At 71.7% G+C, this 14,810-nt stretch carries 10 protein-coding genes; 3 read left to right on the forward strand and 7 right to left on the reverse strand.

Annotated features, from left to right (window positions below; genetic code table 11):
* Positions 1 to 13 precede the first annotated feature (13 nt).
* Positions 14 to 2,632 (reverse strand): PA14 domain-containing protein, encoded by a 2,619-nt coding sequence (locus ACOKM3_RS03860; RefSeq protein WP_426896881.1) that lies wholly within the window; start codon positions 2,630 to 2,632, stop codon positions 14 to 16.
* 220 nt (positions 2,633 to 2,852) lie between these two features.
* On the opposite strand from ACOKM3_RS03860, the gene ACOKM3_RS03865 reads away from it, so the two are divergent.
* Together ACOKM3_RS03865 and ACOKM3_RS03870 are read left to right on the forward strand one after the other, a co-directional pair.
* Positions 2,853 to 3,830, forward strand: coding sequence for an ATP-binding cassette domain-containing protein (locus ACOKM3_RS03865; protein WP_426896883.1), 978 nt, complete (start codon positions 2,853 to 2,855; stop codon positions 3,828 to 3,830).
* Positions 3,827 to 4,624, forward strand: coding sequence for an ABC transporter permease (locus ACOKM3_RS03870; protein WP_426896885.1), 798 nt, complete (start codon positions 3,827 to 3,829; stop codon positions 4,622 to 4,624). The genes ACOKM3_RS03865 and ACOKM3_RS03870 overlap by 4 nt, the downstream gene beginning before the upstream one ends.
* Before the next feature lie 28 nt (positions 4,625 to 4,652).
* Here ACOKM3_RS03870 and ACOKM3_RS03875 read toward each other — a convergent pair whose 3' ends face one another.
* From ACOKM3_RS03875 to ACOKM3_RS03895, 5 genes are all read right to left on the reverse strand, one after another.
* Complete coding sequence (locus tag ACOKM3_RS03875; protein WP_426896887.1) at positions 4,653 to 7,778, reverse strand: ATP-binding protein; 3,126 nt, start codon at positions 7,776 to 7,778, stop codon at positions 4,653 to 4,655.
* Positions 7,779 to 7,870: 92 nt separating this feature from the next.
* Positions 7,871 to 9,328 (reverse strand): MFS transporter, encoded by a 1,458-nt coding sequence (locus ACOKM3_RS03880; RefSeq protein ID WP_426896889.1) that lies wholly within the window; start codon positions 9,326 to 9,328, stop codon positions 7,871 to 7,873.
* Entirely contained in the window at positions 9,325 to 10,545 is a 1,221-nt protein-coding gene (locus ACOKM3_RS03885; protein ID WP_426896891.1) for a M20 metallopeptidase family protein, read from the reverse strand. The genes ACOKM3_RS03880 and ACOKM3_RS03885 overlap by 4 nt, the downstream gene beginning before the upstream one ends.
* Positions 10,546 to 10,624: 79 nt before the next feature.
* Positions 10,625 to 11,824, reverse strand: coding sequence for an acyl-CoA dehydrogenase family protein (locus ACOKM3_RS03890; protein ID WP_426896893.1), 1,200 nt, complete (start codon positions 11,822 to 11,824; stop codon positions 10,625 to 10,627).
* A gap of 23 nt (positions 11,825 to 11,847) precedes the next feature.
* Complete coding sequence (locus ACOKM3_RS03895) at positions 11,848 to 13,398, reverse strand: acyl-CoA synthetase (protein WP_426896895.1); 1,551 nt, start codon at positions 13,396 to 13,398, stop codon at positions 11,848 to 11,850.
* Positions 13,399 to 13,545: 147 nt separating this feature from the next.
* Between ACOKM3_RS03895 and ACOKM3_RS03900 the strand changes: the two genes are divergently transcribed.
* Positions 13,546 to 14,169 carry a TetR/AcrR family transcriptional regulator gene (locus ACOKM3_RS03900; RefSeq protein WP_426896897.1) on the forward strand — a complete coding sequence of 208 codons (624 nt, stop codon included), beginning with the start codon at positions 13,546 to 13,548 and terminating at the stop codon, positions 14,167 to 14,169.
* Positions 14,170 to 14,408: 239 nt separating this feature from the next.
* Here ACOKM3_RS03900 and ACOKM3_RS03905 read toward each other — a convergent pair whose 3' ends face one another.
* Positions 14,409 to 14,786, reverse strand: coding sequence for a hypothetical protein (locus ACOKM3_RS03905; protein WP_426896899.1), 378 nt, complete (start codon positions 14,784 to 14,786; stop codon positions 14,409 to 14,411).
* Between the last annotated feature and the right edge of the window lie 24 nt (positions 14,787 to 14,810).

The following is a 14,810-nucleotide window of genomic DNA, read 5'->3' on the forward strand; positions in this document are numbered from 1 at the left end:
AAGAGCCTACGGGTCAGGAGCAGTTCGCCACGGTGTCCTGCGAGGCGTCGCGGATCAGCGCCTGCTGGGCGTCGTGCACCCGCTTCACGTCCGGCTTGACGACCCGGCGGTCATAGGTGAGCAGACCGTTCAACTCGCCCTCGACGTCGGAGATCTGCGTGTAGACGGCGCCGTTGCCGCCCTTGCAGGCCAGCTTGTGCACCTCGTCCAGCTTCTCGAGGTAGCCGTCCGTGTACGTCGCCGGGTCCACGTCGACGTAGGACTGCTGGACCGACCAGGCATGGCCCGGCACCGCGAGGCCGAGGCCGCCGTACTCGCCCGCGACCAGGGCGCGTTCGCCGTCCGGCTTCGGTGGCAGGGCGGGGCTCGGGTAGCCGTGTTCGTCCATGATGTCGCCGGTGCCGCCGTCCTTGCCGAGGTTGAGGCCCGACATGCCGTTGATGAGGCGGGTCGGGTCCCAGGACTTGGCCTGGGTGGCGAGGCGGCCCTCGTCGTACTGGCCCCAGCCCTCGTTCAGGGTGACCCACATGACGACCGACGGGTGGTTGATGTGCTGGTCGATCATGATCTTCATCTCGCGCTCGAACTCGGCGCGGGCGGCCGTCGACGGGTTCTTGCCGGCCTCCATGGCGGGCATGTCCTGCCAGACCATCAGGCCGAGCTTGTCGGCCCAGTAGAACCAGCGGTCGGGTTCGACCTTGATGTGCTTGCGGACCGAGTTGAAGCCCATCTTCTTGTGCATCTTCAGGTCGTACGCGAGCGCGTCGTCACTCGGCGCGGTGTGCAGACCGTCGGGCCAGAAGCCCTGGTCGAGGGTGGCCATCATGAAGACCGGCTTGCCGTTGAGGATGGTGCGCGGCGTGCCGTTCACCTTCTCGACGGAGATCGAGCGCATCCCGAAGTAGCTGCCGACCTTGTCCGCGCCGACGCCCACCTTGAGGTCGTAGAGGAAGGGGTCGTCGGGCGACCACAGGTGCGGCTTGGCGATCTTCAGGGTGAGCGGTCCGCCGGAGGTGCCGGTGGCGGTGGCGACCTTCTTGCCGTCCGCGTACGCCGTCGCCGTGACGGGGACGCCGCCGCGAACTCCCGTTGCGGAGACGGCCACTTCGCCCGTCTTCACATTCGGCGTCACCTTCAGGTCGGTGGCGTGGTCGGCGGCGACCGGCTCCATCCACACGGTCTGCCAGATGCCGGAGGACGGGGTGTACCAGATGCCGCTGGGGTCGAGGCGCTGCTTGCCCATGGGCGGGTTCTCGGCGTTGTCGGCGTCGGTCGGGTCGTAGACGCCGACGATGAGTTCCTGGGTGCGGCCCGGCTTGAGGGCGTCGGTGACATCGGCGCTGAACTTGTCGTAGCCGCCCTTGTGATCGGCGACCTTCGTGCCGTTCACATAGATCTCCGACTTCCAGTCCACGGCACCGAAGTTGAGGTTCAGTCGCTGCCCCTTCCCGACCTTCCAGTCGGCGGGCACGGTGAAGGTGCGCCGGTACCACATGCGGTCCTCGTGGCGCTGCACGCCGGAGAGCTGGGACTCGACCGGGTAGGGCACGAGGATCTTCTCGCCGAGCTTCTTGCCGACCGGCGGCTGCTCGCCCTCCTTGGCGGCGGCGAACTCCCAACTGCCGTTGAGGTTCTTCCACTTGTCGCGGGTGAGCTGGGGGCGCGGGTACTCGCGGTGGGCGTTGGCCGGGGTGACGTCGTCGCCCCACTTGGTGGTCAGCTCGTGCGTCGAGTGGTTGGGGCCGCTCGACCAGAAGGACCCGACAGCCGTGCCGTCACTGCCGGCCAGCCCGCCCTTGCCGTCGTATGTGACGTCGGCCTGACCGGGGGCGTCGCCGTCCTTGTTGCCGACGACCGGCTCGTCGAGGCCCACGAGGAGCGCGCGCGGGTCGTCGGGGTCCGCCTTCGCCGTGCCGAGCGGCCACTTGGCGCCGCCGATGACGGCCTTCAGGTGGTCGTTGATGTCACCGGGGACGGCGCCCAGCTTCTGCGCGAAGTCCAGCTTCAGGGTGCGGCCGTCGCCGAGCACGGTGGTGCCGATGGCGCCGTCGTACTTCCAGTCGTCGGGGATCCGGAACGCGGAGGACGGGATGGCCTCCTTCTTCTCACCGGGCTCGGTCCAGCGCAGGTGGAGGTTGGAGCCGCCGTAGTGCTCGAAGTACTCGACCTTGATGTCGACCGCCTTGCCCGCGGTCAGGTCGACGGGCTGCGAGGTCTGTTCCTTGTCCCAGTCGTCGACCCAGTGGTCGATGACCAGCTTGTTGTCGACCCACAGCCGGAAACCGTTGTCACCGATCATAGACAACGTTGTCGGCCCGGACTTCTCCGGCACCAGCTTCCCGGTCCAGCGCACGCTCGCGTCGTCCGCCTTCCCCGTCGCGGACGACAGGCGGGACTCGAGGCTGTTGAAGTCGATCTGCGGGTCGAAGCCGGTGGCCTTGAGCTCGTCGAAGTCGAAGGCGCCGGCGGCGGACTGGGTGTAGTACTCGCCCTTCAGTCCGTGCGGCACGACGGGGTCGTCGTTCGCAGCGGTGGCGGACGGGGCCGCCAGGCTGAGCGTGCCGAGGCCCAGGGCCGCGGTGAGGAGCAGGGACAGACGTCTTGCGTGACGTCTGAAGTTTGTGGTGCGCACGGATCCTCCATTGCTGGACGCGTTGAGGAAGAGTGGCGGCTCGCCGCTCGGGTCTGTGCAACTGCGGTGTATTGCGTTGGACTTCGTTGAACATTGTTGAGAAGACGGGCAGTTGGCATCACAGCACGGGCGGGCGCCCCCGGCAAGACCGCGGGACCGGAATGGCGGCTGAAACCACGCTGAAACCGGGTTGAGTGCGCCGTGCCGCAGCCTCTGCCGCATGACCACCACGACCACGACACCCCCTCCCCTCGCCATCGCGGCGAAGGGGCTCCGGAAGACCTACGGCGACAAGACCGTGCTCGACGGCGTCGATCTCGCGGTGCCGGCCGGCTCCGTCTTCTCGCTGCTCGGGCCGAACGGCGCGGGCAAGACGACCGCCGTGAAGATCCTCTCCACGCTCGTCACCGCCGACGCCGGCGAGCTGTCCGTCGGCGGCCAGGACCTCGCCGCCGACCCGCAGGCCGTGCGCGCGGTGATCGGTGTGACCGGGCAGTTCTCGGCCGTCGACGGCCTGATCACCGGCGAGGAGAACATGCACCTCATGGCGGATCTGCACCATCTGCCCCGGCGTGAGGGCCGTCGGCTGGCCGCCGGGCTCCTCGACCGCTTCGACCTCACCGAGGCGGCGAAGAGGCCCGCGTCGACGTACTCCGGCGGCATGACGCGCCGCCTCGACATCGCGATGACGCTGGTCGGCTCCCCGCGCATCCTCTTCCTCGACGAACCGACGACCGGCCTCGACCCGCGCAGCCGCCACACGATGTGGCGCATGATCCGCGACCTCGTCACCGACGGTGTCACCGTCTTCCTCACCACGCAGTACCTGGACGAGGCCGATGAACTCGCCGACCGCATCGCCGTGTTGAGCGAGGGCCGGATCGCCGCGACGGGCTCCGCCGAGGAGCTGAAGCGGCTCGTGCCGGGCGGCCACGTGCGGCTGCGGTTCACCGATCCGGCCGGCTACCGGGCCGCCGTCGCCGTGCTCCGTGATGTCACCACGGACGACGACGCGCTGACGGTGCGGATCCCCAGCGACGGCACCCAGCGCGAACTGCGCTCCGTGCTCGACTGGTTGGACGCGGCGGGCGTGGAGGCGGACGAGCTGTCCGTGCACACCCCCGACCTCGACGACGTGTTCTTCGCCCTGACCGGCGGCGCCGAGCGGACCTCCCGGCCCGAGGAGGCCCTCCGATGAGCAGCACCGCCCTGTCCCTCGCCGTGCGCGACTCGTCCACGATGCTGCGCCGCAACCTCCTGCACGCCCGCCGGTATCCGTCGCTCACCCTGAACATCCTGCTGACACCCATCGTTCTGCTGCTGCTCTTCGTGTACGTCTTCGGCGACGTGATGAGCGCGGGGATCGGTGGCGGCCCCGCCGACCGGAGCGCGTACGTCGGCTATCTCGTGCCGGGGATCCTGCTGATGACCATCGGCGCCACTCCGGCCGGGACCGCGATCTCGGTCACGATGGACATGACGGAGGGGATCATGGCCCGTTTCCGTACGATGGCCATCCACCGCGGGTCCGTGCTGATCGGGCATGTCGTGGGCAGTGTGCTCCAGGCGGTCGCCGGTGTCCTTGTCGTCGGCGCCGTGGCGGTGGCCATCGGTTTCCGGTCGACGGACGCGACGGTCCTGGAGTGGCTGGCGGCGTTCGGCCTGACGGTGCTGGTGGCCGTGGCGCTGAGCTGGGTGGCCGTCGGGATGGGCCTGGCCAGCCCGAACGCCGAGGCGGCGAGCAACAACGCGATGCCGCTGATCATCCTGCCGTTCATCTCCAGCGCCTTCGTGCCCATCGACGCGATGCCCGGCTGGTTCCGGCCGGTCGCCGAGTACCAGCCGTTCACGCCACTGATCGAGACTCTGCGCGGACTGCTGCTCGGCACGGAGATCGGTCACAACGGGTGGCTCGCGGTCGCCTGGTGCCTGGGCCTGACCGCGCTCGGGTTCTTCTGGTCGAGGGCCCTGTTCAACCGCGATCCGGCGTAGGCGCTCAGGCGCTCAGGCGCTCAGGCGCTCACAAGCCGTACAAGGCGTGCTCGCGGGCCGCGTCCCGCAGCTCGTCGCGCCCGAGGGTGGCGTACTCGGCCACGGCGTCGGCGTACGCCGCCCGGTCGACGGTCTCGGCCGCCCGGCGGGCGCGCGCCGCCGCCATCGTCGGCTGGAAGTCCCGCAGTACCCACAGCTGTTCGGCCAGGGCGAGCGTCCGTACGGCTTCGGGGGTGCGGTCCGTGAGCCCGGCCGCGCCGAGCGCGTGCAGCACGGTGCCGAGGACGGGCAGCGCCACCTGGTCGGCGGCCGGTCCCGCGAGCACGGCCCGCAGCCCGTCGACCGTGTCGGTGACCGGTGCGAGCCGGCCCGCGTACGCGTGCGCCGTCACCGCCGTCGCCTGGATCTGGAGGGCCCACGGGTCGTGCCACAGCTCTCCGTCGTGCTGTGCGCCGGCGGCGGGCAGCCGGGCGACGGCGCGGCGCCACAGCTCGAGACCGGCCTCGGTGTCGCCGCGGGCGAGCGCGATCTCGGCGCGTACTCCCAGGTCCGGGCTGTAGAAGGGGTCCTTCTGCGCGGTGCCCTCGGCCTCGGCCCGCCGCTGCCAGGTCTCGGCCTCGTCCGGATCCGCGCGTTGCAGGCAGGCGAGCGCGAACCCCCAGCGGATGCCGACGTAGTCGTTCTCGTCGCCGAACCGGGGCAGCGCCTCGCGGGCCGCCCCGAGGTAGCGGTACGCGGCGTCGCCGTCCCCCGTCGTCAGACACAACTGGCTGAGCCGCGAGTAGCCCATGACCTCCAGGGGCGGGCTGTCGACCGCCGCCAGGACGTCGACGACCCGCCGCGCCGAGGCGAGCGTGCGGCCGATGTCGTGCTCGTACTCCCAGACGTAGGTGGCGACGCTCTCGGCGACGGAGACGACCAACGGGTAGTCGCTGTCGCAGAGTTCGCGCAGTACGCGGTAGTCGGGAGGCAGCATCTCGGGTACGGCGACCAGCACGACCGCGATGGCACGCAGCAGCGTGTCCGGCGGGGCCGGTGGCAGCCGGCGCAGGCTGACGAGGTGGCGCAGGACGCGCGGGGCGTGGTCCACGACGAGGCTCGCCGCGCACAACACCGCGGCGGCCCGGGCCACTTCGACGTACTCGGGTTCGGGGCGGTAGTGCGAGAGCGGGGAGCCGGTGTCGGCCGCGAGGGCGAAGAGGCGGGCGAAGTCGGAGTCGGTGGACCACAGGGCGGCGAGCACGGCGGTGACGGCCGCGGTGGTGGATCCCTCGCCGCGGGCCAGGCCGTGCCGGAGGGCGGCGACGAGGTTGTCCTGCTCGGACTTGATCAGCTCCCGGGTGTCGGGGAAGCGCGGGCCGAGCAGTGTCTCGTAGTGGCTGACACCGAACTCGCGCGCCCAGGAGCAAAGTTGACCGAGAGCCCGTTCCTCCTCGCCGGATTCCGCGAGCCGGGCCGCGCTGAACTCCCGTACGGTCTCCAGCATCCGGAACCGGACCCCCGAGGGCGTGTCGTCGACGGTCAGCAGTGACTGCTCGACGAGCTGCTCCAGGACATCCAGCGCGGCCGGCGGGACCTTGCCGAGGACCCGCTCCGCCGCGTCGGCGGAGAACCCGCCGGGGAAGACGGACAGCGTGCACATGGCGGCGCGGGCCTCGTCCGCGAGCAGGTTCCAGCTCCACTCCACGACGGCGTGCAGCGTGCGGTGCCGCTCGGGGACGTCGCGTACGCCGCCGCGCAGCAGGGCGAAGCGGTCGCCGAGGCGGCGCGCGATCTCGGGCACGGACAGGGCACGCACCCGCGCCGCGGCGAGCTCCACGGCGAGCGGCAGCCCGTCGAGGTGTCCGCACAGTTCGGCCACCGCGTCCGGCGGCAGGTCGACGCCGGGCCGTGCGGCCCTGGCCCGCTGGCCGAACAGTTCGGCGCAGGTGTCGGGGCCCAGCTCCGGCAGCGCGTACACCGCCTCCGACGTGAGTCCGAGCGGCGACCGGCTGGTGGCGAGCACGCGCAGGTCACGGGCGCGGGACAGCAGCGCCTGGACGAGGTCGGCGACCGCCCCGACGACGTGCTCGCAGTTGTCGAGGACCAGCAGCGCGGGCCCGGCACCGAGCGTCCGGACGATGCCGGACACCGGGTCCGCCGGGGCGTGCCCGGCGACGGCCCCGTGTCGCCCCTCCCCCACGCCGAGCGCGGAGGCCACCTCCGCGGCGATGTCCGCATCGGCGGTGACACCGGCCAACGGCACGGCGTGCACGACACGTTGGCAGGACCGGCGGGTCACGGCGTACGCGAGCCGGGTCTTGCCGAGTCCGCCCGGCCCGACGACGGTCACGGCGCGCGCCTCGCGCAGCAGTCGCTCCACCGCGGCGATGTCCTGGTCGCGGCCGAGGAGTTGGTTCGGTTCGTGCGGTACGCCGTGCCGCACGATAGTCGGTTCGTCGCGCAGCAACTCACCGTGCACGGAACGGAGTTGGGCGCCGGGCTCGACCCCCATCTCCTCCCGGAGCCCGCGGCGGTACGCCTCGTAACGGGCGAGCGCGGTGGAGGGTCCGGCCGTGGCCGTCTCGGCGCGCAGCAGTTCGGCGAGCAACTCCTCGTCGCGCGGCAGCCGTACGGCGGTGTCCGCCAGCGGCCCCACCGCCTCCGCGTACCGGCCGAGCCGGGCGAGCGCGAGGGCCCGTGCGCGGGCGAGTTCCCGGCGGACCGTGGCGCGTTCGGCGCGCAGGGCGGCCACGGGATCGCCCGTGCCGCCGCCCTCCTCCGGGGCGCCCTCCCACAGGGCGAGCCCTGCCTCGGCCCCGGCCAGCACGCCCGTGTGGTCCCCGGCCCTGGCCCGCTCCGCGCACACGGCGGCGTACCGCAGCAGCGCGGAGCTGTCGACCTGGTCATCTGCGAGGCCGAGCCGGTAGCCGGTCGGCGTGCTCACGATGACGTCGGCGCCCAGCTGGGCCCGCGCCCGGGCGACGAGGACCTGCAACGCCTTGCCCGGCCGCTGCGGCAGCTCCTCCGGCCACAGCCCGGCCACCAGCCGCTCCGTGCTGCACCCGGTGCGCGGTTCGCTCGCGAGGAGGGCGAGCAGGCCGCGCAGCCGGGGCGCGGTGACCTCCCGCCCGCGGTGGGCGACGCGGGGCAGGAGCGTCAGGTCGGTGGTCATCCGTGCAGGTTAGCCAAGGGCGTGCGGCGCGTCGGCCCGGTGTGTCGAGGACGACGCGGTCAGCACGTCCCGCTTTGTCGGGCCGACGCCGGTCAGCCGGACGACGGCGGTGCCGTCACCGCGGCTGCCGGGGCGGCGGGTTCAGGACCCGTGGGCCGGGGCCCGCGGACGAGCAGTTGAGCGCCCACCGCCAGCACGCAGAGCACAGCGGCGATCGCCCAGATCGTCACGTACGCGCCGAGCGTCGGGGTGTCCGTGCCCGCCAGGACCAGAGAGCCGAGGACGACGCCGAACGCGGCGCCGCCGAAGCTGCCGCCAAGTGTCTTGAAGTTGTTGTAGACGGCGGTGGCGCTGGCCGTGCGGTCCGCGGCGCTGCTCTCCACGATCACGGTGGGCAGCCCGCCGAGCGCGAGGCCGACACCGAAGCCCACCAGGGCATTGGCGACGGTGAACGGCACCAGGCCCGTGTGCAGCGCGATCAACCCGCCGTATCCGCAGGTGAGCAGCGTGAACGCGAACAAGAGGAGTCGGCGGTAGCCGATCCGCCCCGCGAGGTTCGCGCACAGCGACGAGCCGAGGAACGCCATGAGGTGCGGAATGACGCCGCACAGGCTGATCTGCCAGGCCGCGAGGTCGAAGCCGTAGCCCGTGTCCTTGGGTGCCGTGGCCATGAAGCTGACCGCGACGGTCTGGCCGCCGAGCAGGACGGCGCCGAGCACGAACCCGGAGCCGTAGTACGGCGCGCTCGCACGGCGGCCGAGGGCGCGGACGTCCACCAGGGCGTCGGGGCTGCGGAGTTGGAGGCGGGCCCAGACGTACAGCAGGACCACGGCGAGGGCGAGGCCGCCGAGTGTGGGCACCGACGTCCAGCCCCAGGAGGAGCCGCGGGAGACCGTGCCGAGCAGCAGGACCAGGGCCACGGCGAGCAGGGCCGCCCCCGACCAGTCCATCCGGCCGCTCGCCCGGGTGCGGGTCTCCGGGATCGCGGTGAACGACAGCGCGACGCACGCGACAGCCAGCGCGGCGAGGGCGAACAGCGTGGGGCGCAGCTCGCCGAGGAGCGCGAGCAGCGGTCCGGCCAGGGCGTGGCCGAGGACGGAGCCGAGGGTGAGCGAGCCGACGAGGAGGCCGACCGCCCGGCGCCCGCCGTCGACGCTGAGCCGGTCGCGCACCAGGCCGATCTCCAGCGGCAGCAGCGCGGCGAGCGGTCCCATCAGGGCGCGGCCGAGCAGCAGCACGCCGAGGTTGGGCGCGCAGGCGACGAGCAGGGTGCCGACGGCGATCACGGCGAGCGCGATCCGCATCATGCGCCGGTGCCCGTACAGGTCGCCGAGGCGGCCGAGGGCGGGGACGCTGACGGCCGCGGCCAGATACTGCACCGAGGTGATCCACTGGGCCTGTCCCGTGCCGATGCCCTGCCAGTGCTGGATCTCGGGGACCAGGGGCACGGCGGCGCCCTGGAGGAAGCCGCTGATCAGCTCGAAGGCGACGAGCAGGCCGACCACGGCGCGCACCTTGCCGCCCGCAGGCGGTGCGCCGGCCGCGCTCATGCGCCGGCTCCCCGGGCGAGGCGTCCCTCGGCGAGCGCGGCGAGCAGCGCGGCCTGGCGCGGCAGTACGCGGTCGTCGAAGACGGCGCGCGGCGAGTGGTTCACGGCGGTGCTCGCCGGGTCGGCGCCCTCGGGAGCGGCGCCGACGAGCAGCATGGCGCCGGGCACGCGCTGGAGGACGAAGGCGAAGTCCTCGGAGCCGTTGGCCGGCTTGGGCGACTCGTGGACCTGCTCGGCGCCGAACAGCTCACGGGCGGTGTCGAGGGCGAAGGCCGTCTCGGCGGGCTCGTTGACGGTGACCGGGTAGGTGACGTCGTACGTCACGTCGGCCTCGATGCCGTGTGCCTCGGCGATGTGCCGCACCAGGCGGGGCAGGCCCTCGATGAGGCGTTCGTGGACGGGCTCGGAGTAGCTGCGCACGGTGGCCTCGAACGTCGCGGTGTCGGGGATGACGTTCTGCTGGGTGCCCGCGTGGAAGGTGCCGACGGTGACGACGGCCGGGTCGAAGATGTCGAAGCGGCGGGTCACCCAGGTCTGGATCGCGGTGACGATCTCGCAGGCCACGGGTATGGGGTCCTTGGCGCCGTGCGGGGTCGAGCCGTGACCGCCCTGGCCGCGCACGGTCACGGTCAGCACGTCGGAGGCGGAGGTGACGGTGCCGGCCCGGCTGGACACCATGCCGCCGGGCAGCCGGTCGGCGGCGACGTGCAGCGCGTAGGCCGCGTCGAGGGGTTTTCCGGCCGCGTCCAGGAGGCCCTCGTCGATCATCACGCGGGCGCCGCCGAAGCCCTCCTCGCCGGGCTGGAACATGAACACGACGTCGCCCTCGAGGTGTTCGCGGCGCTCGGCAAGGAGCCGTGCGGCGCCGACGAGTCCGGCGGTGTGCAGGTCGTGGCCGCAGGCGTGCATCGCGCCGGTCAGCTCGGAGGCGTAGGGGACGCCGCTGTTCTCGGTGATGGGCAGGGCGTCCATGTCGGCGCGCAGGAGCACGGCGCCGCCGGGCCGTCCGCCGCGCAGGACGGCGGTGACGGAGCCGAGGTCCTTGCCGGTGGTGATCTCCAGGGGCAGTCCGTCGAGTGCAGCGAGGATCTTTTCCTGGGTGCGGGGCAGTTGGAGGCCGAGTTCGGGCTCGCGGTGCAGGGCCCGGCGCAGCGCGACGAGTTCGGGGTGCAGGTCGTGGGCGCGCTCGGTGTACGAGGGTGCGGTGGTGGGCGGCATGCGGAAGGAACCTCCTGGTGGAGAGAGCACAGTGGGAGAGCACAGCGGAACGTTCGGTGGCGCCGTGGTGCCGCGCCCGTCAGCCCGGCATCAGCAGTTGGCGGGCGATCCCGTTCTTCTGGATCTCGGACGAGCCGGTGAGCACGCGGAACATGCGCAACTTCCGGAAGATGGACTCGACTTCGGCGCCGCGCACGAGGCCGGCCTTGCCGTGGATCTGCACGGCCTCGTCGGCGATCCGGAAGGCGTTCTCGGCGACGAAGAGCTTGCACATGAAGGCCTCGGTGCGCGGCTCCCTGCCCGCGTCGAGGTCGGCGAGCGCGTCGTACGTCATGCTGCGCGCCGCGTAGTACGAGGTCGCCATGTCGGCGAGCTTGTGCTGGATGGACTGGAGCGCGCCGAGGGGCGCGCCGAAGACCTGCCGGGTGCGGGCGAAGTCGACGGTGAGGGCGAGGGCGCGGCGGGCCTGGCCGAGGACGGTCGGGCAGTGCAGGAGCCGGTTGGTGGTGACGCGGCCGAGCCCGATGCGCAGCCCGTCGCCGACCTTGCCGAGCAACTGGCCTGGTTCCACACGGCAGTTGTCGAGCACGATGTCGCTCTCGATGTGCTCGCCGGACATCGGTGTCTCGCCGGGCAGCACCGTGCAGCCGGGTGCGTCGAGGTCGACGAGGAACGCGGAGAACACCGGCTTGGCATCCTCGGGCGCGTCCGGCTCGGGCGCCATCCGCGCGATGAGGACGGAGAAGTCGGCGAACGGTCCGGCGGAGGAGAACACCTTGTGCCCGGTGATCCGCCAGCCGTCCCCGTCGGGCGTGGCGACGGTCTTCATCGCCCGTACGTCGGACCCGGCATCGGTCTCGGTGAGCGAGAAGCAGCAGGCCCGCTCGCCCCGGATGACCGGCTCCAGATATGTCTCGATCTGATGGTCGGTGGCGTACTGGAGGATCGAGCCGGCGCGCAGCGGGCCGCCCATGTCGCCGAGGACGCTGTGCTGGAGGAGCCGCCCGGAGGCGCCCACCTCCTCCTTGAGGGCGGCGAGTTCGGTGTACGTGAGGTCCTGGCCGCCGTGTTCCTTCGGCAGGTGGATGCCGTAGAAGCCGAGTTCGCGGCTGCGCCGCCAGACGGGTTCGAGCTGGGCGCGGGTGTAGCCACTCTCGGGCTCGATCCCCAACTCTGCTTCATACGCGGCGAGTTCCCCGCCGAGATAGTCACGCAGTCGCTCCACCAGATCCTGGAGCCGCGGGTTGTCTTCGTACGTGGGGGTGAGGGTGAAGGTCATGGCGCTCTCCTGTGCAAGGGGCTTCAGTGGACGCGGCGCTCGGCGCCGTCCCAGTGGCGTGCGCGGACGGCGCGGCGGTCGATCTTCCCGTTGCGGTTGACGGGCAGCGCGTCCACGAACTCCACGGACCGCGGCTTCTTCACGCGGGCGAGGCGTTCAGCGCAGAAGTCGACGATCTCGTCCTCGGTGACCTCGGCGCCGGGCCTGCGCACGACGACCGCCTTGACGGCCTCGCCCCACTTCTCGTCGGGGACGCCGATGACGCAGGCCTCCGCGAGGGCGGGGTGGGCGTACAGGACGGCCTCGACCTCGCTGCAGTACACGTTGTAGCCACCGGAGATGATCATGTCCTTCTTGCGGTCGACGATGAACAGGTAGCCGTCCTCGCGCAGATAGCCCAGGTCACCGGTGTGCACCCAGCCGTCCTTGAACGTCTCGGCGGACAGCTCGGGTTCGTGCCAGTACGCGGTGACGCAGTCCGGGCCGCGGGCGACGACCTCGCCGATGCTCCCGGCGGGCAGCGCGGTGCCCGCCTCGTCGACCACGCGTATCTCGGTGTCGAACACCGGGCGGCCGCAGGAGAGCAGCAGGTCGGGGTCGGTGGTGGTGCCGGCGAGCACGTCCTCACGCGTCAGCACGGTGATGCCGCTGGTGGTCTCGACCTGCCCGTAGCCCTGCATGACGATCGGGCCGAACGCCTCGACGGCGTCCCGCAGCCGCTGCGGCGAGACGGGCGCGCCGCCCACGTGCAGCGACCGGAGGCTGGACAGGTCGGCGGTGGCGGTCTTCGGGTGGGCGAGCAGCATCCCGAGCATGGTCGGCACCAGGAACGTCGCGGAGATCCGCTCGGCCTCGACCGTGGCGAGGAACGACTCGGCGTCCCAGCGCGGCAGTACGACGACGGTGGCGCCGGAGGCGAGCAGGGCGAGGAGCGGCATTCCGGGCGCGTGCGTGATGGGTCCGGCGGCGAGGTAGCACTCGGGGGTCGCGGGTGAGGCGTCCGAACTCATCATCCGCTTGCGCATGTTGGCGAGCCGGTTGCCGTGGGTCTGTACGGCGGCCTTCAGCTTGCCGGTGGATCCGGAGGTGAAGTTGAGGACGGCGGCGTCGTGCTGGTCGACCTCGACGGCGACGGCCTGCTCACCCCCTTCGCCGAGCAACTCCCCGTAGGCGAGCGCCCCTTGCTCCCCATAATCGACGAGCAGACAGTCCACCGAGGCGCGCTCCAGGGCGGCGCGCGCGGCTTCGATCCGCTCGCTGTCCACGAACAGGACGCGGACGTCGGCGTCGTCGAGGATGTGCGCGACCTCGTCGACGGAGAGCCGCGGGCTGATCGGCACCCGCACGAGGCCGCTCTTGGACAGGGCCATCTCGGTCTCGACGGCCTGCGCGCAGTTGCCCGCGTACGTCGCGACGGCCTGCCCCGGCGCGAGTCCGCGCCCGATGAGCGCGGAGGCCAGGCGGTTGGTGACCCGCTCCAGCTCTCCGTACGTCAGCCTGCGTTCCCCGCAGATCAGGGCCTCGCGCTCCGGCCAGAAGGTGCTGCTTCGAGTGATGTACGTGCCCAGGTTCACGGATTGCTCCCACGCTCGACGGCTCAAATCATCATGGCGGCCAATAGTGGACAGCGTGTCTATAAACCTTCGGGGTGTCAATGATCCGGTGTACGCTTCCGGCACCGATCCGGGACCGACCGATCTGGGACGCGAGAGGAGCCGGACATGCCGCCGGAAGCGGGCGATCGCCGAGTACGCCGCACCCGACGCCTGTTGCGCGACGCGCTGGTGTCGCTGTCCCTGGAGCGGGGCTACGCGACGGTGACCGTGGAGGACATCACGGAGCGGGCCGACCTGGGCCGGGCCACGTTCTACAAGCACTACACGGACAAGGACGACCTGCTCGACCGCGTGGTGACCGACCTGCTCGACGAGCTGCAGGAGCGGCTGCGCCCGCTCGTCCAGGGCTCAGAGGTGGGCTTCACCGGCAAACCGGCGCTGGAGATCTTCCGGCACGCCGAGGAGGAGCGGGACGCCTACCGGATGATCCTGCGGGGAGAGGGCGACGGCCGGGCGCTGCGCCAGTTCACGCGGGCGCAGGCGGAGGCGACGGCCGGGGTCTTCCGGGCCCGCGCCGAGCACGAGGGGGTCACGCCCCGGATCAACGTCGACGTCCTGGCACACGCCTGGGTCGGCGAACAACTCGCGGTGCTGGGCTGGTGGTTGGAGGCCGATCCCCGCCCGATGCCCCCGGAGGAGGCCACCCGCATGCTGCTCGACCTCTCACTCCGGGGCCGCTACTGGGCCAACGGCTTCACGGGCGAACCACCGGTCCCGGACCCTACGTAAGCCTGGGGGGCGCTGCGGTTCCGTGCCCTAGGTCCTGTCGTCAAACTCCCGTCGTCGCCCGAAGGGCGGCCCGGCGGCGTAATGGGGTCTCCCCTGCTCGAGCGAAGCCGAGAGCTTGGGGAAGCGTGCGATCGCAAGGCGCCGGAGAGTCCTAGTAGCGGAGCTACTCGGGCTTTTCGGCAACGCCGCGAGCGTGCGTGCCAGGCGTCGCCGGGCAGACGGGAGTTTGACGACAGGGCCTAGGACTCCGTACGGCGCCGCACGAGGGCGGCTCCCGGCACGGCTCCGGCCGTGCCCAGGGCCAGCCAGAAGACCAGCTTGCCCAACGGCCCGTTGACCGAACGCAGCTCGCCGTCGTCGTGCCGGCAGAACGAATCCGGCGGGAGGTACCGCGAGACCGGCGTTCCGGCGCCGTGGCACGGTGAGGTCTCCGGGAACAGGGCCGGTTGCGCGCGCTGCGAGAGGAGCCCGCCGACGAGCACCGCCAGCCACCCGGCGGCCAGGAACACGGTCAGCATCCAGGCAGGTACCTTCGCCCATCGCCCCAACAGCCACAGGCCGCAGGTCGGCAGGGCGAACACCAAGAGCAGCACGGACAGCACCAGCAGCGCTTTCATGAGCCAAGTAGAGCACCGGCCGTC

It is taken from the genome of Streptomyces nidicola (assembly GCF_050106155.1).
In the GTDB taxonomy this organism is placed as follows: Bacteria; Actinomycetota; Actinomycetes; order Streptomycetales; family Streptomycetaceae; genus Streptomyces.